The organism is Pseudoxanthomonas sp. P4_B2 (assembly GCF_056402315.1).
In genome coordinates, this window is record NZ_JBFUHQ010000002.1 from 434,295 (window position 1) to 453,277 (window position 18,983).

Below are 18,983 nucleotides of genomic sequence, written 5' to 3' on the forward strand. Positions count from 1 at the left end.
GCCCCGTACTTGATACGGGGGCGGATGAGGGCGGGGAGTGACTTGCCGATACGGGTTTCAGAAAGTGATGACGGCCGGTATTCAAAGCTTTACTACAAGCTGAGAGTTCACGCCCTCATCCGTCGCTTCGCGCCACCTTCTCAGCCTTGCACACCCTTCGGGCGCCGGCGGGAGAAGGAAAAACCACTGCCCTGCCTTTGGTCACATCCGCCGCCCGTCTCCGTCGTGACAACATAAGGGTCTGGAAGACCGCTCACCGGAGACGCCATGCGTCGGATACTGATTGCTGCTGCCCTGCTGACCCTCGCCTGCGCCGCTGACGCGCAGACCCGCAAGCTGGGTTCCCTGGAGTTCAAGACCTGCTCGCTGAGCACGCCGTTTTCCGGCGATGCGCTGGCCGCGCAGTGCGCCACGCTGCAAGTGCCGGAAAATCCGGCCGCCCCGAACGGCCGCAAAATCGGCCTGAAAATCGCCTGGATACCCGCCGACAAAGACGATGCGGCCGAACCCGATCCGGTCTTCATGCTCGCCGGTGGGCCCGGGCAGTCGGCGCTGGAAAGCTATCCGCAAACCGCCGGCGCGTTCGCCGAAACCCGCAAAAAGCACCACATCATCCTGGTCGACCAGCGCGGCACCGGCGCCTCCAATGCGCTGACCTGCCAAGAGCCTTTCGACGAAACCCAACTGCCCACGCCGCAGGCCGCCAGCGATTACACCAAGCGCTGTCTGGCCTCGCTGTTCAAACGCGCCGATCCGCGCTTCTACACCACTAGCGAAGCGATCCAGGATCTGGACGCGGTGCGCAAAGCGATCGGCGCCGCGCAGATCAACCTGGTAGGTATTTCCTACGGCACGCGCGTGGCCCAGCAGTACGCCGCCCGGTATCCGACCAGCACGCGCACGATTGTGCTCGACAGCGTGGCGCCCAACTCGCTGGTGCTGGGCAACGAGTTTTCGCGAAACCTGGAAGACGCGCTGGATCTACAGTTCGCGCTCTGCGCCAAGACCCCGGCCTGCGTGCAGCGCATGGGCAACCCACGCGAGAAACTGCGTGCTTTGATGACGAAATTGGAAACCGATCCGCCGCTGGTGACGTATCGCGATGGCATTACCGGCGAAAGCAAGCAGGAAAAGCTCACCCCTGCGCTGGTAGCCGGTCTGGTGCGCATGTACGCCTACATGCCGCTGGCTTCGTCGTTGCTGCCGCTGCAATTGAACGAAGCTGCGAACGGGCGCTACGACGCGCTGATGGCGCTTTCGAAAATGTTGGGCGACCAGATGGCAGACAGCATCACCATCGGCATGCAGCTGTCGGTGATCTGCAGCGAAGACGGCAGCGAACTCAAGGCCAACCCCGCCGACGAAGGCACCCTGCTCGGCAACGACTTCTCCCTTTACCTAACCGCACAGTGCGCGGTTTGGCCGAAGGGAACGCGTCCGGCGGGTTTCCGCGCGCCACTGAAGACCGCGGTACCGGCGTTGCTGCTATCGGGCGAATTCGACCCGGTCACCCCGCCACGTTACGGCGATGCGGTGGCAAAGTCGCTTCCAAACGGACGCCATCTGATATTGCGCGGACAGGGTCACAACGTGATCGGCATCGGCTGCGTGCCCAAGCTAATGGGGCAGTTCATCGACACCGCTGATGCCAGCAAACTCGACGCCAAATGCCTGGCCAAGCTGGCCTATACGCCGCCGTTCACCGGCTTTTACGGATGGGAACCATGATCGACGTACAAGCTCTGCATAAATCCTTCGCTTCCGCGAAAACGGTGGTCAAGGCCGTCGATGGCGTCAGCTTCGAAGCGCGCGATGGCGAGATCACCGGCCTGCTCGGCCCCAATGGTGCCGGCAAGACCACCACCTTGCGCATGCTTTATACGCTGATGAAGCCCGACAGCGGCCGCGTGTTGGTCGACGGACACGATACGGCGACCGAAGCCGAAGCGGTAAGGCGAGCGCTGGGCGTACTGCCCGATGCGCGCGGCGTGTACAAGCGCCTGACCGCACGCGAGAACATCGCCTATTTCGGCGAACTGCATGGATTGGATGCGGCCACGATCGCGACTCGCACCGAGAGCCTGGTGCAAGCGTTGAACATGCAGGACTTCATCGACCGGCGTACCGAAGGCTTCTCGCAGGGTCAGCGCACCAAGACCGCGATCGCGCGCGCACTGGTCCATAACCCCGGCAACGTGATCCTGGACGAGCCCACCAACGGCCTGGACGTGATGACCACGCGAGGCCTGCGCGAATTCCTCAAGCAGCTGCGTGCGGAGGGGCGCTGTGTGGTCTTCTCCAGCCACATCATGCAAGAGGTCGCCGCGCTGTGCGACCGCATCGTGATCATCGCGCGCGGACAGGTGGTGGCCTCGGGCACCGCCGACGAACTGCGCGCGCTGACCGGCGAGGACAATCTGGAAGACGCATTCGTGAAAGCGATCGGCTCGGAAGAAGGACTACTCGCATGAAATCCCTTCGCGCCCTGATGACCGTGATGCGCAAGGAATTACGCGACATTTTCCGCGACCGCCGCACCCTGCTGCTTGCGCTGGGGCTCAGCCCGTTGCTCACGCCGCTGTTGATCATCGGCCTGGGCACGCTGGGAGAAAGCCGCGCGCGCAGCCAGACCGAAAAGCCCTTGGAACTGCCCGTGGTCGGACGCGAGCACGCGCCCAACCTGATCGCCTGGCTGGAAGGCCAGAACGTCGTCATCAAGACGCCGCCGAAAGACGTCAATGCGGCCATCGCTAACCAAGAGGAGGACGTAATCCTGCGGATCGGTCCGGAATTCCCCGAGCAGTGGCGGAAAAGTCTGCCCGCTCCGCTGGAGATCATCCAGGACAGCACACGCCAGGATGCCGAGATTCCGGTGCGGCGCCTGCGCGGACTGCTTGACGCTTATGGCGGACAGACCGGGGCGCTGCGCTTGCTGGCACGCGGGATCAGTCCCGGCACGGCGACGGCCTTGCAAGTACGGCAGACCGACTTGGCCACGCCCGAAGCGCAACGCGGTCGCATGCTCTCTTTTATCCTGCCTTACTTCCTCATCATCAGCGCTTTCCTCGGCGGCGTCTCGCTCATCCTTGATGCGACTGCGGGCGAGCGCGAACGTCAATCGCTGGAGCCTCTGTTGGCGACACCGGCACCGCGCGGGGCCATCGTCAGCGGCAAGATCGCCGCGGCATGCGTGATCGCATTGATCTCGCTGCTGCTCACCTTGCTAGCGTTCAAGTTGGGGGCCTTGCTGTCGCCGTCGGTAGGCCGACAGATGGAGGTCAGCTTCATGGCCATCGCCAAACTGCTCCTGATTCTGGTGCCGATGGTGTTCATCGGCACTACGCTGCTGACCTATCTCGCCGCTGCGGCCAAGAGCATGAAGGAAGCGCAGAGTCACATGACCTGGCTGATGCTGCTGCCGATGCTTCCGACCATCGTGCTGATGGTGAACCCGGTGAAGACCCAGCTCTGGCAGTTCGCGGTGCCTTTCCTTGCGCAGAACCAGTTGATCCTGAAAGTGGTCCGCGGCGAAATGATCACGATGCAGCAATGGGCGCTCTACCTGGCAGCCGGCTTTGGACTGGCGGCGATCCTGTGGTTCGCGGCGACGCGGCGGTATCAGCAGGAACGATTGGCTATCTCGGGTTAGTTCCAGCTCAATCGGCCGAGCAAGCTCGAGCGGCCGAACAAAAATCGGATCGTCATCCCGGCGCATGCCGGGACCCAACTTTAGGTTGATGCAATGTCGGAACGAGCGCTAAGTCAACCGGCATATGCATGATTGATGCGCACTGGAATGCGTCTTCAGAACACTTCCATTACTGCCGCTGACCAATCCGCCCAAGCGCTGTGAGTTGGGTCCCGGCATGCGCCGGGATGACGGTCTTTATTAGAACAGGCTGCTTTCGTTTCCTGCCCGGAACACGACTTCCGTTACCGCATCTGGTGCGTCCTCGCCCTTCACTTCGTCCCTACTCAAACAAAGAAGGCCGGCTTACGCCGGCCCCCCCGAAAGAACTTGCCTTCGTTACTCAACCCGGATTGAAGGCCAACGTACGGCGCGTGGTGGTCGGCGCGTCGATGGGTTCGAACTTCCAGCGACGCACGGCATTCAACGCTTCGCGATCGAAGACGCGCGGCGGGCTAGCGCGCACCACACGTGCATTGGTCACCGAGCCGTCGGTACCCACGGTGATCTCCACCAGCACTTCACCGGCGGTGCCGGCGCGCAAGGCTTCGGGCGGGTAACGCGGCGACGGCGAACTGACCACCTTCAGCGAGGTGCTGCTGGCAGCTGGTTTGGCCGTGGCCGGCGTAGCAGCAGCGGTGCGGGCAGCGGCTTCACGCTGAGCAGCGGCAGCGGCTTCACGCTGGGCAGCGGCGGTGCGCTCGGCTTCAGCCGCACGTGCAGTGTCCTGCTGCTGCTGAGTCGCCAGAGCCGCGGCAGCGGCGCGCTGCTGTTCGGCCTGTTGAGCCAGACGCTTTTCTTCCAGCACCTTGGCTTCGGCGTCGGTGACTTCCTTGGTTTTTTCAGTTTCCGCGCGTGCCGCCACCGCCAGCTGCGCGTTGGCGATGGTTTGCTTCAGACGCGGCAGCGCTGGCGCCTTGGGATCGGCTTTTTCGAGCAGCGCCGAAAGACGCTGGGCTTCGACGAAGTCCTCACGGCCAATGCTTTGTTCGGTAGCGATCAGCGTATAGGGCATCAGATCGGTCAATGCGCTGGTCACGGCCGGGTCGCTGGGCAGTTTGTCGCGCAGCGCCAGGTAGTACTCCATGGCGTTGTCGCCGCCCGGAGCATAGATGCGGTTCTCGCTCAGCGCCTTGGTGGCCGCGGCACGCAGTTGTTCGGCGCTCATCGCCTGGACCTGCGCCGATACGGCCGGTGCGGGTGCGGCCGCTACGGGTGCAGCGGTGGGCGTTGTCGTGGTCGCTTCCGTGCCGGCCTGCTCGTCCTTGGAACAGGCCGCCAGCGCGACCACCAGCGACAGCGCAATCCAGCGCGACTTCTTTGAAATCGTGACAACAGACATTCGTTTACTCCCCAGACAAGCAGCAATTGGAAAAAACCCCATACCAGCCAAGCATGAAGCATGCCAGCGCATTTGTCGGCTTCCGTAGGCTCATTTGCCGATGCAGAAAGTGGAAAAAATGCGGCCCAGCATGTCATCCGGCGAAATCCTCCCGGTGATTTCGCCCAAGGCTTCGTGAGCCAGCCGTAATTCTTCGGCGGCTAGCTCCAGCCTTTCGTGATCTAGTTCACGGTTTGCCGTATCCGCGTGTTCCTGCGCTCTGCGTAAGGCGTCGACGTGGCGGCCACGCGCGGAGAACTCCCCCGCACCGGCCTCCTGCGCATTACCCATGGCCAGACCGCGCAGGCGGGCGTGCAGTGTTTCCAGGCCTCGCCCATCGAGGGCCGACACATGTACCGCGGCCTCGGTGTCTGCTGGTGGCGAAGCCAGCAGGTCGCTCTTGTTATGGATCAACAGGCGCAGGGGCACCGTCGCCAGCACCTCCGCCACCGCCGACAGCCCCGCGGCGGGGTCGCGCGCGTCCAGCACCACCAGGGCGAGATCCGCGGTTTCCAGTTCGGCGCGTGCGCGGCGCATGCCTTCGCGTTCGATGGCATCGCCGCCCTCGCGCAAGCCGGCGGTGTCCACCAGCGTCAGTTCCAGACCATCCAGGCGCATGGTTTCACGCAAAACATCTCGGGTGGTGCCAGGAATATCGGTGACGATGGCGCGATCGCCGCCGGCCAGGGCGTTCAGCAAGGAGCTCTTGCCGGCGTTAGGCGGACCCACGATCACCGCATGCAGGCCATCGCGGAGTTTGCGGCCGCGTTCAGCGTCGGCCAGCAATCGCGACAGGTCGGCCTGCGCCGCTGCCAGTTTTTCGCGCACGGCTTGCCCGCCGAGCGTGTCGATGGATTCGTCGGCGAAATCGATGGCCGCTTCCACATGCACGCGCAAGGCCGACAAGCTATCGGCGATGGCCTCTACGCGTTGCGAGAACACGCCCTCCAACGCACGCCGGGCCGCGCGCGCCGCGCGCGTGTCGGAGGCGGCGATCAGATCGGCGATCGCCTCGGCCTGGGCCAGGTCCAGCCGGTCGTTGAGGAAGGCGCGTTCGCTGAACTCGCCCGGGCGCGCATGCCGCGCCCCCAGCGCGCAGGCGCGCATCACCAGTTGCTGCAACACGACCGGACTGCCGTGCGCCTGCAACTCGACCACGTCTTCGCCGGTGAAGCTGTTGGGCGCGGGAAAGGACAGCGCCAGGCCATCGTCGATGGGCTCGCCGTCATGTTCGGAGAAGCGCACGTAATGCGCGTAGCGCGGGCGCAGTTTGCGCCCACATATGCTCTCGGCGATGGCGCGCGCGCGCGGACCCGACAAGCGCACGATGCCGACGCCGCCCGCGCCCGGCGCAGTAGCGACAGCGACGATGGTGTCTGCATTCGGATCGATCGTGGGCGCGGGAGCAATCATCGGGTAGAAGTCTTGCATATTCCCGGACGCGGGTTCGTTCAATAAAAAGAACCCGCCTTTCGGCGGGTTCTTTAAGTGTTGCCGATACGAGCGATTACTTCTCGGTCGTCTTCTTTTCTATCGCCTTGCCCTTAGCTTCGGGCGCGGCCGCCGGCTTGCCGTGCTTCTTGCCGACCCACCATTGCTGCAGCAGGCCCAGGCTGCCGTTGGTCACCCAGTAGAGCACCAGGCCAGACGGGAAGAAGGCCATCGTCACACCGAACACCAACGGCATGAACTGCATCATCTTCTGCTGCATCGGATCCATGCCCACGGCAGGCGTCATTTTCTGCGTGGTCCACATCACCAGCATGTTCAGCGCGGGCAGGATGAAATACGGATCGCGCGCGGTCAGGTCGTGGATCCACAGGAACCAAGGTGCCTGCCGCAATTCAACCGATTCGTTGAGCACCCAGTACAGCGCCAGAAAGATCGGCATGGTCACCAGGATCGGCAGGCAGCCGCCCATCGGATTGACCTTCTCCTTCTTGTACAACTCCATCATCGCGGCTTGATGCTTGGCGCGATCGTCGCCGTAACGTTCCTTGAGCTGGGCCACGCGCGGCGCCAGCGCGCGCATCTTGTTGGCGCTCTCGTACTGCTTGTTGGACAGCGGATACAGCGCCAGCTTCACCAGCACCACCAGGCCGATGATCGACCAGCCCCAGTTGCCGATCAGCGTATGCAAGTGGCTGAGGATCCAGAACAAGCCCTGGCCGATGATGGCGAAGATCGAGAACTGGCTGTAATCGACCGCGCGGTCGAGACCGGGCACACCCTGCGCCTTCATCTGCTGGATCAGCTTGGGACCCACGTACAGGCGCGCGTCGGTGGCCACGCGCTGGCCGGGCGCGACATGGAAGCCCGGGCCCAGTTCGCGGATCAGCGCTCGGCCGGAAATCTGATCGGTCTGCAGTTTGACCTCGGCCTTCTGGTCAGGAATCCAGGCGCTGAAGAAGTGGTGCTGCAGCATCGCGATCCAGCTGCCCGTTGCGTCCTGGTTGAGCTTGCCGTCGTCCATGTAATCGGCGAACTTCAGGCGTTCGTACTGTTTCTGCACGCTGTACCAGGTAGCGCCGCTGAAGCTGAAGGATTCCGGATTGGTCATCCCGGTCTTGATCACCGGAGGTTGACGTTCCAACTGGCGATAGATCGTGCCCTCCCAGGGCGCTTTACCGTTGTTGATCACTTCGTCGCGCACATCCACTGCGTAGTTGCTGCGCTTGAGCGTGTAGGTGCGGCGGATCACAACGCCGTCCGGTCCGTTCCATACGAAGGGCACCGTCACTGACGCTGCCCCGGACGCCAGATTCACCGCGCCGGCGCCGTTCTCCGGAACGAAGTCGCCCAAGTGGCTGGGCGCCGGATTCTTGCCTTTGGCCCAACCGCTTTGCGCGGTGTAGTAGTGCGCCGGGTCCTGGGTGAACAACACCACCGGCGGACTGCCAGCGGCCTTGGTCTGCGGATACTTCAACAGCACCGCTTCCAGCACGCTGCCGCCATCGATGGTCAGACGCAGCAGGTCACTGCTGACCACCACGCTCTGTCGCGCAGGCGTCGCGGCGGTGTTGGCATTACTGGCAGGCACGCCGACAACGGGTGCCGAGGGCACGCCCGCATTGGCCCCCGTTGCCGCTGGCTGCGGTACCGGCGAGGCGGAAGGCACCGAGCCGACGCTTGCAGGTTGCGGCTGGCTCGTGGCGGCCGGCAGATCGGCCGACTTGGGCGCATTGAACTTGCCCCACTCCATCCACAACAGGGTCGCCACCATCAGCCAGGCGAAAAACAGGAAGACACGGGTCTGGTTCATCAGGCAGGCATTCTCAACCGGCGGAAACGTCCGGTTTGGGCGTGTTGCGGAAAAGGGAAGGAAGCGGTTTCGTGACCGGCGGCATTGTGCCGGGCGCGGCCGACGCGGGCAATGCACCGGCACGCACCAGCGTGCGCAGAAAAGTCTCGCGCAGCTGCGCATTGTCGGCTTTGCGCGCGGCTACACGGGCGACCACCACATACTCGCCGGCGGGCAACTGCGCGCGCAGCTTTCGGAATTGATCGCGGAATACACGTTTGATGCGGTTGCGGCCCACCGCATTGGGATCGACCTTGCGCGAGACCGCCAGGCCCAGTTTCGCCGGCGTTTCGCCGGCCAGCCAATGCAGACTCAGGATCGGATCGGAAGTGCGGCGGGCCTGTTCGAATACGCGTGCGTATTCGGCGCCCGTGCGTACTCGTGCAGAGGGCGGGAAGGTGGCGTTCATGGGGTCATGCTCATGACCGCGTGCTCATGAAGACGTGCTCATGCCGACATGAACATGCGGACATGAAAAAGTCCGCACAAGGGCTGCGCGGACTTTTTGCAGAAGACAGACATCGATGGACTCGGCCGCAGACGCGGCAGAACCATCAGGCGCTCAGGCGAGTGCGGCCCTTGGCACGACGACGGGCCAGGATCTTGCGGCCATCGGCGGTCTTCATGCGGGCACGAAAGCCATGGTCGCGCTTGCGCTTGAGGTTGCTGGGTTGGTAAGTGCGCTTGGTGGCCATGGGGCCCTCGGGCGGTTTGCGGTGGAAAGAACCGGAAATTCTATAGGCCCAACCCGGTCGCGGTCAACCATGGCGAGGCTTGAGTTGAGAGCGGTCGCTAGCGAAGCTCGTGGCTATTCAGGTCCCCGACGTTTCTCGACGCTGTGGATAACTACCGTGCCGGGTGCCGTCGCATGATAATGTGGCCGACTGTATTTCACCCGCGTCCCACGCTGTTCGATTGCCGCGTGCACGCCCTCTTGAAGAACCGACCGCCACCCTCGATGGATGCCTGGCCCCGCTGCCTCGAACGCCTGGAAGCCGAACTGCCGGCCGAAGATGTCCATACCTGGCTCAAGCCCTTGCAGGCCGAACAGCGCCTCGATGCCATGGTCCTGTACGCGCCCAATGCCTTCATCGTGGAACAGGTGCGGGAGCGCTACCTGTCGCGCATCCAGGATCTGCTGGGGCACTTCGCCGGCCATCGCGACGTATCGGTAGAAATCGGATCGCGGGCGCGCATCGCGGAGCCCGCGCCGGCGGCTTCCGCGGCGGCGGCGGCGAGTTTCGCCGCCAGCGAGCCCTACGCCGGCAATCTGGATTCGCACTACAGCTTCGACAACTTCGTCGAAGGCCGCAGTAACCAGCTGGGCCGCGCCGCCGCCTGGCAGGCCGCGCAGAAGCCAGGCGACCGCTCGCACAATCCGCTGCTGTTGTACGGCGGCACCGGCCTGGGCAAGACCCATCTGATGTTTGCCGCCGGCAACGAACTGCGCCGGCAGAACCCGAATGCGCGCGTGCTGTACCTGCGTTCGGAACAGTTCTTCAGCGCGATGACCAAGGCCCTGATCGAGAAATCGATGGACCAGTTCAAGCGGCGTTTTCAGCAAGTGGACGCGCTGCTGATCGACGACATCCAGTTCTTCGCCGGCAAGGACCGCACCCAGGAAGAGTTTTTCCACACCTTCAACGCGCTGTTCGACGGCCGCCAACAGATCATTCTCACTTGCGACCGCTATCCGCGCGAAGTGGAGGGCTTGGAGCCACGATTGAAGTCGCGGTTGGCCTGGGGCCTGTCGGTGGCGATCGAGCCGCCGGATTTCGAGACCCGTGCGGCCATCGTGTTGGCCAAAGCGCGCGAACGCGGCGCGCAGATTCCCGACGATGTCGCCTTCCTGCTGGCCAAGAAGATGCGCTCCAACGTGCGCGATCTGGAGGGTGCGTTGAACACGCTGACCGCGCGCGCCAACTTCACCGGCCGCGCCATCACCACCGAATTCGCCCAGGAAACGTTGCGCGATCTGCTGCGCGCGCAGCAGCAAGCCATCAGCATCCCCAACATACAGAAGACCGTGGCAGACTATTACGGTCTGCAGATCAAGGATTTGCTGTCCAAGCGACGCACGCGCTCCCTGGCGCGCCCGCGACAGGTGGCGATGGCCTTGGCCAAGGAACTGACCGAACACAGCCTGCCGGAAATCGGCGACGCCTTCGCCGGTCGCGACCACACCACCGTTTTGCATGCCTGCCGGCAGATCCGCAACCTGATGGAAACCGACGGCAAGCTGCACGAGGACTGGGACAAACTGATCCGTAAGCTCAGTGAGTAACCATCCTCAGGCTCTGTGGATAAGTTGGGGATGAAAATCGCCTCCAAAGTTATCCACAAGTTGCACCAGTGCTCCAGCGTTCTTGATACACGGCTTCGAGTCACCGAAAAACAAATATGATTCAAAGGGTTGCGTAGCTTCTCCACCGAAATCTGCGAAACCATCACCACCAGTTTTTGATTTAATACTCTTTCAAGATCCAGTGCATAAGGGGCCAGCACCACATGCGTTTCAGTCTGCAACGCGAAGCATTCCTGAAGCCGTTGGCGCAAGTCGTCAACGTGGTCGAACGCCGGCAGACGCTGCCGGTCCTCGCCAACTTCCTAGTCCAGGTGCAAGGCGGGCAACTCTCGCTCACCGGCACCGACCTGGAAGTCGAGATGATCGCGCGCAGCGCGGTCGACGACGCCCAGGACGGTGAAACCACAATCCCGGCACGCAAGTTGTTCGAGATCATCCGGGCCCTGCCCGATGGCAGCAAAATCACCGTCAGCCAGACCGGGGACAAGGTCACCGTCTCGGCCGGACGCAGCCGCTTCACCCTGGCCACGTTGCCGGCCAACGATTTCCCTTCGGTGGACGAAGTCGAAGCCACCGAACGGGTCAACGTGCCGGAAGCCGCACTGAAGGAGCTGATCGAGCGCACTGCGTTCGCCATGGCCCAGCAGGACGTGCGCTATTACCTCAACGGCTTGCTGTTCGACCTGGGCGACAAGCTGCTGCGCTGCGTGGCGACCGACGGCCATCGCTTGGCGCTGTGCGAAACCCCGCTGGAAGGCGCCGCCGGCGCCAAGCGTCAGATCATCGTGCCCCGCAAGGGCGTGACCGAACTGCAGCGCCTGCTGGAAAACGGCGACCGCGAGTTGGAGCTGGAAATCGGCCGCAACCACATTCGAGTGAAGCGCGACGATGTAACGTTCACTTCCAAGCTGATCGACGGTCGTTTCCCCGATTACGCCGCGGTGATCCCGATCGGTGCCGACCGCGAGGTCAAGCTGGACCGCGAGGTTCTGCGTGCGGCTTTGCAGCGCGCGGCCATCCTGTCCAACGAGAAGTACCGTGGCGTCCGCGTCGAGGTGTCTCCGGGCCAGCTGAAGATCAGCGCACACAACCCGGAGCAGGAAGAAGCCCAGGAAGAGATCGAGGCCGACACCAAGGTCAGCGACCTGGCCATCGGCTTCAACGTCAATTACCTGCTCGATGCCCTCTCTGCCCTGCGCGACGAGCACATCATCATCCAGTTGCGGGACGCCAATTCCTCGGCTCTGGTGCGTGAAGCCAGCAGCGAGAAGTCCCGACATGTGGTGATGCCACTGCGCCTGTGATTCCATTTGCGTTCCACGTGAAACATTCTCGACGCCCGGAACTCTCCGGGCGTTCTGATTTTACGAACAGGGGTTTCTCCATTTTCAGCAGTGGCCTTCCGGCCCGGCGCTCTCCTGGAAAAGTCGAACCATGCAGGTGATCCGCCTTACCGCCGCCGGCTTGCGACGCTTCGAGAGCGTGGCGATCGAGCCTGCCGCAGGCCTCAACCTAATTACCGGCGACAACGGCGCTGGCAAGACTAGCCTGCTAGAAGCGCTGCACCTGATGGCCTACGGACGCAGTTTCCGCGGGCGGGTGCGGGACGGGCTGGTGAGGACGGGCTCAGACGCCGTCGAAGTCTTTGTCGAGTGGCGGGAAGGTCCCGACGCCCGCCATCGTCGCGCCGGTCTGCGCCATACCGGCCAAACCTGGGTCGGGCGTCTGGACGGGGAAAACGTGGCCCAGCTTGGCGAACTCTGCGCCGCTTTGGCCGTGGTCAGCTTCGAACCGGGCAGCCATGCGTTGGTGACTGGTGGCGGTGAGCCGCGTCGTCGGTTCGTGGATTGGGGGTTGTTCCACGTGGAACCCGATTTTCTACCGCTGTGGCGCCGTTACGCCCGCGCCCTGAAACAACGCAACGCCTTGCTAAAGTCCGGTGCCGGCGGGCAGCAGCTGGACGCTTGGGACCACGAGCTGGCCGAAGCCGGTGAACCCCTGACCCGTCACCGCCGGCAATATCTGGAGCAGCTTCAGATCCGCCTGTCCGCAGTCGCTGCAGACCTGGTGCCGGCGCTTGGCGTCAGCAATATCGAGTTCCAGCCCGGATGGCGCAGCGGTGAGCTGTCGTTGGCCGATGCCTTGTTGTTGGCGCGGGATCGCGACCGCAGCCTGGGCTATACCTCGGTCGGCCCGCATCGCGCCGATTGGCGGATCGACTACGCCGGCCACCCCAACCGAGAAGCCCTGTCGCGAGGCCAAGCCAAGCTGTCGGCCCTGTCCGCGCTGTTGGCGCAGGCCGAGGATTACGCCCAGCGCCGTGGTGAGTGGCCAATCGTCGCTCTGGACGATCTTTCCTCGGAGCTGGACCGCAAGCACCAACAGCGCGTCCTGCAACGTTTGCTGGGCAGCGGAGCGCAGATCTTCGTTACCGGCACCGAAGCTTCTGCTGCATTGGAAACTCTGGGAGTGACGCCCGCTTTGTTCCACGTGGAACAGGGGCGGATCCAGCGCTGCTAATCCGTTGTCCCGCAGTAGGTCGGGGCTACGCGCCCGACGCATGGAAACTTAAATTCTGCGCGCGTCGGGGACATAGCCCCGACCTACCACATCTCTCGCCATTTGGTGGTTTTGGAGTTGTGGAAAGGGGCTTCAAACCTGCCGAAATGCTATAATTTCTGCTTCACTCCCTATAGCTAATGTGTGGCACAACAGATTCGCGAAACACCCGCGAATCCGGGCCGCACAGGAGCGCAGCAGGCGATACGAAGCGCATGACCGAAGAAACCACCCCAGTCCCCGCCCCCAACGGCAATTACGATTCCAGCAAGATCACCGTCCTGCGCGGCCTGGAGGCCGTCCGCAAGCGCCCCGGTATGTATATCGGCGATGTGCACGACGGCACTGGCCTGCACCACATGGTGTTCGAGGTGGTGGACAACGCCATCGATGAAGCCCTCGCCGGCCATGCCGACGATGTGGTGGTGAAAATTCTGGAAGACGGCTCGGTCGCCGTTTACGACAACGGCCGCGGCATCCCGGTCGACATCCACAAGGAAGAAGGCGTTTCCGCCGCCGAAGTCATCATGACCGTGCTGCATGCCGGCGGTAAGTTCGACGACAACAGCTACAAGGTTTCCGGCGGCCTGCACGGCGTCGGCGTCTCCGTGGTCAATGCCTTGTCCGAACATTTGTGGCTGGACGTGTGGCGCGATGGCTTCCACTGGCAACAGGAATATTCGCTGGGCGAACCGCTGTATCCGCTCAAGCAGCTGGAAGCTTCGGACAAGCGCGGCACCCTGCTGCGTTTCAAACCAGCGGCCTCGATTTTCACCGACGTTGAGTTCCACTACGACATCCTGGCCAAACGCCTGCGCGAACTATCGTTCCTCAACTCCGGCGTCAAAATCACGCTGAGCGACGAGCGCGGCGAAGGTCGTTCGGATCTGTTCCAGTACGAAGGCGGCATCGCTTCCTTCGTCGAACATCTGGCGCAGTTGAAGACTCCGCTGCACCCCAACGTGATCTCGGTGACCGGCGAGCAGAACGGCATCACCGTCGACGTCGCCTTGCAATGGACCGACGCGTACCAGGAAACGATGTTTTGCTTCACCAACAATATTCCGCAGAAGGACGGCGGCACCCACCTAATCGGTTTCCGCGCCGCGCTCACCCGCACGCTGACCAATTACATCGAACAGAACGGCATCGCCAAGCAGGCCAAAGTCGCCTTGTCCGGCGACGACATGCGCGAAGGCATGATCGCCGTGCTGTCGGTCAAGGTGCCCGATCCCAGCTTTTCCTCGCAAACCAAGGAAAAGCTGGTCAGTTCCGAGGTGAGGCCGGTCGTTGAGAGCACGTTCGGCGCACGTTTGGAGGAGTTCCTGCAGGAACACCCCAACGAGGCTCGCGCCATCGCCGGCAAGATCGTCGATGCCGCCCGCGCCCGCGAGGCCGCGCGCAAGGCCCGCGACCTGACTCGCCGCAAGGGCGCGCTGGATATCGCCGGCCTGCCCGGCAAGCTCGCCGACTGCCAGGAAAAAGATCCGGCGTTATCGGAACTGTTCATCGTCGAGGGCGACTCCGCCGGTGGCTCCGCCAAGCAGGGGCGCAACCGCAAGAATCAGGCGGTGTTGCCGTTGCGCGGAAAAATCCTCAACGTCGAGCGCGCGCGCTTCGACCGCATGCTCGCCTCTGCCGAAGTCGGCACGCTGATCACCGCGCTGGGCACTGGCATCGGCCGCGATGAATACAACCCGGACAAGCTGCGCTATCACCGCATCATCATCATGACCGACGCCGACGTCGATGGTTCGCACATCCGCACCTTGCTGCTGACGTTCTTCTACCGTCAGATGCCGGAGCTGATCGAGCGCGGCCACATCTACATCGGCCTGCCGCCGCTGTACAAGTTGAAGCAGGGCAAGCAGGAGATGTACATGAAGGACGATGCCGCGCTCAACGTCTACCTCGCCAACAGCGCGGTGGAAAACGCCGGTCTGATTCCCGCCGAAGGCGAGCCGCCGATCACCGGCGAAGCGCTGGAGAAACTGCTGCTGTCCTTCGCCGGTGCGCGCGAAGCGATCGCGCGCAACGCGCATCGTTACGATGCGATCCTGCTGGAATCGCTAATCGATTTTTCGCCGCTGGACGCCGCGCATCTGGCGCAGAACGTCGACGAGCGCCAGGAGCTCGACTCGCTGGAGAAAAAGCTCAACCGCGGCGGTATCGGCAGCGCGCGTTACGCATTGACCCTGCAGGAAGCCACCGAACATCGTCCTGCCGCGTTGCTGTCCACTCGCAAGCATATGGGCGAGGAACTGACCCAAGTGCTGCCGCTGTCGGCGTTCGAAGTGGGCGAGCTGCGTCCGTTGCGCGAAGCCGCGGCCGTGCTGCACGGATTGATCCGCGCGGGCGCGCAGATCGTGCGCGGCAACAAGACCCAGCCGATCTCGAGTTTTGCGGAAGCGCAGGCGTGGTTGCTCGATGAGGCCAAGAAAGGTCGCAGCATTCAGCGCTTCAAGGGCCTGGGCGAAATGAATCCGGAGCAGTTGTGGGATACCACGGTGAATCCGGATACGCGTCGCCTGCTGCAGGTCCGCATCGAGGACGCGGTCGCCGCCGACCAGATCTTCAGCACGCTGATGGGCGACGTGGTGGAACCGCGGCGCGAGTTCATCGATGCCAATGCGTTGAAGGTTTCCAATCTCGACGTCTGAGTGAGCGGGGATCCAGCAATGGAATCGCACGACACATCGCCGCCGCGACCGCGAGTTGTGCATCCGATGGTCAGGTTCTTGCGGGATCTGGGAACGTTCCTTCTGGATCTGGTAATCGCCATCGGCGCGTTGCTGATCCTCTCGCTCGCCTGCGGCGCAGTTTGGGCCGCGTACAAGGGCGTGCAGATTGCGATTCGAGGAGGCGCGCTCGATCCGGCCAGCCTCACGCGGCTGCTGGGCGAGCCCGGCGCCATCGCGGTGATCTGGATGACATTGATCAGTACCGGCGGCGCGGCGTTGCTGGTCTATTACTGGCGTCGTCGGGCCACTCGCGAAGAACGCGCTGTCTCCCGCCAGGCCGCCCGACGCATCGGCACCTGGGGCTGGGTGGCGACGACTGCCACGGCCACCTTTGTGGTCAGTTCGGCCATCAGCTTCCTGGGCCAGCATTTCGGCATCAGGCCTCAACCCACCAACCTGGCGGTGATCGAAGCGGCTTACGTCGCTAGCCCGGTATTCATGTTGCTGTTCGGCGTGCTTATCGCCCCGGCTTACGAAGAGTTGCTGTTTCGCCGCGTGCTATTCGGCAGGCTGTGGGCGTCCGGACGTCCCTGGCTGGGTGTGCTGCTGAGCAGCGCCGCCTTCGCATTGATGCATGAAATCCCTGGTACCACGGGCAACAGCTGGCAGGCGACGAGCATGCTCTGGCTGACTTATGGCTTCCTGGGCGCCGCCTTCGCGTTCGTGTATTGGCGTACACACACGCTATGGGCCGCGATCGGCGCCCACGCGCTGAACAATGCCATAGCGCTGGTCCTGTTGAACCTGTCCGCAGGCAGCTGAAAGCCCGAAGTTTGACGAAAAGTTAAGACGCCACTCGCCACACTCTGTCTTCATCAGGAGGGGCGTTGGATGAAGCACTGGATACTATCGGCGGCGATCATTGCCGGGCTGGCGGCCTGCGCCACGACGACGTCCTCCACAGGCCGCAGGCAATACGTGGGCGGCGTTTCGGAACAGCAGCTCAACCAGCTGGGAGCACAGGCCTTTGTCGAGGCCAAAACCAAGGGCCCGCTGAGCAACGACGCCAAACAGAACGCCTACGTGCGTTGCGTGGTCAATGCGCTGGTCCGCCAGTTGCCGCCGCAGGCCCAGGGAACGAGCTGGGAAACGGCGCTGTTCGCCAATAACGAACCCAATGCGTTCGCGTTGCCCGGCGGCAAGGTCGGCGTCAACACCGGAATTTTCAGCGTCGCCAAAAACCAAGATCAGCTAGCGGCGGTGCTGGCGCATGAGATCGGTCATGTGGTCGAGCGCCATCACGACGAACGCATCACCCGGCAGATGGGCGCCTCAGGTGCCGTGCAACTGCTCGGTGCTCTGGCAGGCGATTACGGCAGCTTGGCGACCCAGGGCGGCAGCCTGTTGGCGCAAACGGGTTTCTTGCTTCCGGGCTCGCGCGCGCAGGAAACCGAAGCGGACGTGGTGGGGCAGCGTCTGATGGCCGAAGCTGGATTCGATCCCGCCCAGGCCGTCAATCTATGGCAGAACATGATCGCTTCGGGCGGTGGCCGTCCACCCGAATGGCTGTCCACCCACCCCAACCCCGAATCGCGCATTCAAGAACTGCGCAGCCGCGCCGGAACGCTTGCGCCAACGTATCAGCAGGCGCGCGCTTCCGGGCGCGTTCCAAAGTGCGGGTGAATGCAGAATTTGCTGCTTTGCACCACCCAACCCATTTTCTCAACCCTGTTCCCGAGCCCTAGCCGTTTCTGTTAGCTTTGCCGCCCCTGTGCCTGGGCCGGCGGCATTCGAATCGGTCTTTGCAGTCCCCAAGAGGTGATCTCCATGTTGTTCCGCAATTGCAAACAAGCCTTGCTTTCCTTGGCCATCGTCAGCCTGCTGGGCACTGCCGCCGTCAGCAACGCAGACGCCCAGACGCGCGAGCGCACGGAGCGCAGCAGCAAGGGCAAGCAGGAAAACATGTATCCCAACGCCACCCGCGAGGAGCCGAAGGCCAAGGGCGCGGCTAAGCTGCAGTCGAAACTGCAGAAGCTGGTGGAGGTGTACAACAAGGACGACTTCGCCAATACCCGCAGCCAGGCCGATGAAATCCTGGCCAATCCGGCGGCCACCGATTACGACAAGGCCGTCGCCGCGCAGCTCGCCTCGCAGGCGGCCTACAACCTGGACGACACCGCCGCCACGATCGCCTACCTGAAGCAGGCGCTGCAGCTCAATGCCCTCGACAACAACGGCCACTACCAGCTGATGTACATGCTGGCCAGTCTTCAGTTGCAAGAAGAACAGTACGCCGACGGCATGGCCACGCTCGATCGCTATTTCGCCGAGACCAAATCGCAGAAACCCGAGGATCTGGTGCTGAAAGGCCAGGCTCTTTACCAGCAGGAAAAATACGCGGAAGCCATCCCGGTGCTGAAACAGGCCATCGAAGCTTCACCGGAGCCCAAGGACAGCTGGCAGCAGTTGCTGATGGCTTCCTACGCCGAGGCGGGCCAGCCGGCCGAGGCCACCCAGTTGGCCGAGAAGATCGCGGCCAAGACGCCCGGCGACAAGAAGGCGCAGTTGAACCTGGCCAGCGTGTACCTGCAGGCCGACAAGTTCGACCAGGCCGCGGCCATCCTCGAAAAACTGCGCGCCTCCGGCCAGATGACGGACGAGAAGGAATACCGCCAGCTCTACACCACCTACGCCAATATGGACGGCAAGGAAAAGGAAGTCATCGCCGTGATCAACGACGGCATGCAGAAGGGCGTGCTCAAGCCGGATCAGCAGACCTACTTGGCGCTGGCCCAGTCCTACTACTACTCGGACCAGATCGCGCCGGCGATCGACGCTTGGCAGAAAGCCGCGCCGATGTCAAAGGACGGTGAAACCTATCTGAACCTAGCCAAGGTGCTGTGGCAGGAAAACCGCATTCCCGAAGCCAAGCAGGCGGCCAAATCGGCGCTGGAAAAAGGCGTCAAAAAGCCCGAAGAAGCAAAGAAAATCATCGCTTTGCCCTGATTGTGAGAACCGGGAATTAGAGTTCCGGCGCCCTGAAAAGATGGTACAGGCGTGGAAGATTG

The 18,983-nt window shown here is 63.0% G+C and carries 15 protein-coding genes; 10 read left to right on the forward strand and 5 right to left on the reverse strand.

What is annotated here, in order from left to right; translation table 11 throughout:
• The first annotated feature begins 267 nt into the window (after positions 1–267).
• From AC1DTQ_RS06440 to AC1DTQ_RS06450, 3 genes are read left to right on the forward strand one after another with little or no spacing between them, the layout of a single operon-like run.
• Entirely contained in the window at positions 268–1,728 is a 1,461-nt protein-coding gene (locus tag AC1DTQ_RS06440) for an alpha/beta hydrolase (protein WP_477848694.1), read from the forward strand.
• The gene (locus AC1DTQ_RS06445) at positions 1,725–2,471 is read left to right on the forward strand and encodes an ABC transporter ATP-binding protein (protein ID WP_477848695.1); all 747 of its coding nucleotides are present in this window, start codon (positions 1,725–1,727) and stop codon (positions 2,469–2,471) included. The genes AC1DTQ_RS06440 and AC1DTQ_RS06445 overlap by 4 nt, the downstream gene beginning before the upstream one ends.
• Complete coding sequence (locus AC1DTQ_RS06450) at positions 2,468–3,649, forward strand: ABC transporter permease (RefSeq protein ID WP_477848696.1); 1,182 nt, start codon at positions 2,468–2,470, stop codon at positions 3,647–3,649. The genes AC1DTQ_RS06445 and AC1DTQ_RS06450 overlap by 4 nt, the downstream gene beginning before the upstream one ends.
• Positions 3,650–4,031: 382 nt before the next feature.
• On the opposite strand, the gene AC1DTQ_RS06455 is transcribed toward AC1DTQ_RS06450, so the two are convergent.
• The 5 genes from AC1DTQ_RS06455 to rpmH all read right to left on the reverse strand — a co-directional run bounded on the left by AC1DTQ_RS06455 (position 4,032) and on the right by rpmH (position 9,065).
• The gene (locus AC1DTQ_RS06455; RefSeq protein WP_477848697.1) at positions 4,032–5,030 is read right to left on the reverse strand and encodes an energy transducer TonB; all 999 of its coding nucleotides are present in this window, start codon (positions 5,028–5,030) and stop codon (positions 4,032–4,034) included.
• A gap of 90 nt (positions 5,031–5,120) precedes the next feature.
• Positions 5,121–6,461 (reverse strand): tRNA uridine-5-carboxymethylaminomethyl(34) synthesis GTPase MnmE, encoded by a 1,341-nt coding sequence (gene mnmE / locus AC1DTQ_RS06460; RefSeq protein WP_477849147.1) that lies wholly within the window; start codon positions 6,459–6,461, stop codon positions 5,121–5,123.
• 115 nt (positions 6,462–6,576) lie between these two features.
• Complete coding sequence (gene yidC / locus AC1DTQ_RS06465; RefSeq protein ID WP_477848698.1) at positions 6,577–8,331, reverse strand: membrane protein insertase YidC; 1,755 nt, start codon at positions 8,329–8,331, stop codon at positions 6,577–6,579.
• Between the two features lie 13 nt (positions 8,332–8,344).
• Positions 8,345–8,779 (reverse strand): ribonuclease P protein component, encoded by a 435-nt coding sequence (gene rnpA / locus AC1DTQ_RS06470; RefSeq protein WP_477848699.1) that lies wholly within the window; start codon positions 8,777–8,779, stop codon positions 8,345–8,347.
• Positions 8,780–8,924: 145 nt separating this feature from the next.
• Positions 8,925–9,065: a 50S ribosomal protein L34 gene (rpmH, locus tag AC1DTQ_RS06475; protein ID WP_133323779.1), complete on the reverse strand. Its 141-nt coding sequence runs from the start codon at positions 9,063–9,065 to the stop codon at positions 8,925–8,927.
• A gap of 263 nt (positions 9,066–9,328) precedes the next feature.
• Here rpmH and dnaA point away from each other — a divergent pair, with 263 nt between their 5' ends.
• From dnaA to AC1DTQ_RS06510, 7 genes are all read left to right on the forward strand, one after another.
• Positions 9,329–10,654, forward strand: a complete 1,326-nt coding sequence (gene dnaA, locus AC1DTQ_RS06480; protein ID WP_477848700.1) for a chromosomal replication initiator protein DnaA — start codon at positions 9,329–9,331, stop codon at positions 10,652–10,654.
• Between the two features lie 224 nt (positions 10,655–10,878).
• Positions 10,879–11,979 (forward strand): DNA polymerase III subunit beta, encoded by a 1,101-nt coding sequence (dnaN, locus tag AC1DTQ_RS06485; protein WP_477848701.1) that lies wholly within the window; start codon positions 10,879–10,881, stop codon positions 11,977–11,979.
• 130 nt (positions 11,980–12,109) lie between these two features.
• Positions 12,110–13,195 (forward strand): DNA replication/repair protein RecF, encoded by a 1,086-nt coding sequence (gene recF, locus AC1DTQ_RS06490; RefSeq protein WP_477848702.1) that lies wholly within the window; start codon positions 12,110–12,112, stop codon positions 13,193–13,195.
• A 254-nt stretch (positions 13,196–13,449) separates the two neighbouring features.
• The gene (gyrB, locus tag AC1DTQ_RS06495) at positions 13,450–15,894 is read left to right on the forward strand and encodes a DNA topoisomerase (ATP-hydrolyzing) subunit B (RefSeq protein ID WP_477848703.1); all 2,445 of its coding nucleotides are present in this window, start codon (positions 13,450–13,452) and stop codon (positions 15,892–15,894) included.
• A 66-nt stretch (positions 15,895–15,960) separates the two neighbouring features.
• Positions 15,961–16,737, forward strand: coding sequence for a lysostaphin resistance A-like protein (locus AC1DTQ_RS06500; protein WP_477848704.1), 777 nt, complete (start codon positions 15,961–15,963; stop codon positions 16,735–16,737).
• Between the two features lie 69 nt (positions 16,738–16,806).
• The gene (locus AC1DTQ_RS06505) at positions 16,807–17,598 is read left to right on the forward strand and encodes a M48 family metallopeptidase (protein ID WP_477848705.1); all 792 of its coding nucleotides are present in this window, start codon (positions 16,807–16,809) and stop codon (positions 17,596–17,598) included.
• 144 nt (positions 17,599–17,742) lie between these two features.
• Positions 17,743–18,921: a tetratricopeptide repeat protein gene (locus AC1DTQ_RS06510; protein ID WP_477848706.1), complete on the forward strand. Its 1,179-nt coding sequence runs from the start codon at positions 17,743–17,745 to the stop codon at positions 18,919–18,921.
• The last annotated feature ends 62 nt before the right edge of the window (positions 18,922–18,983 follow it).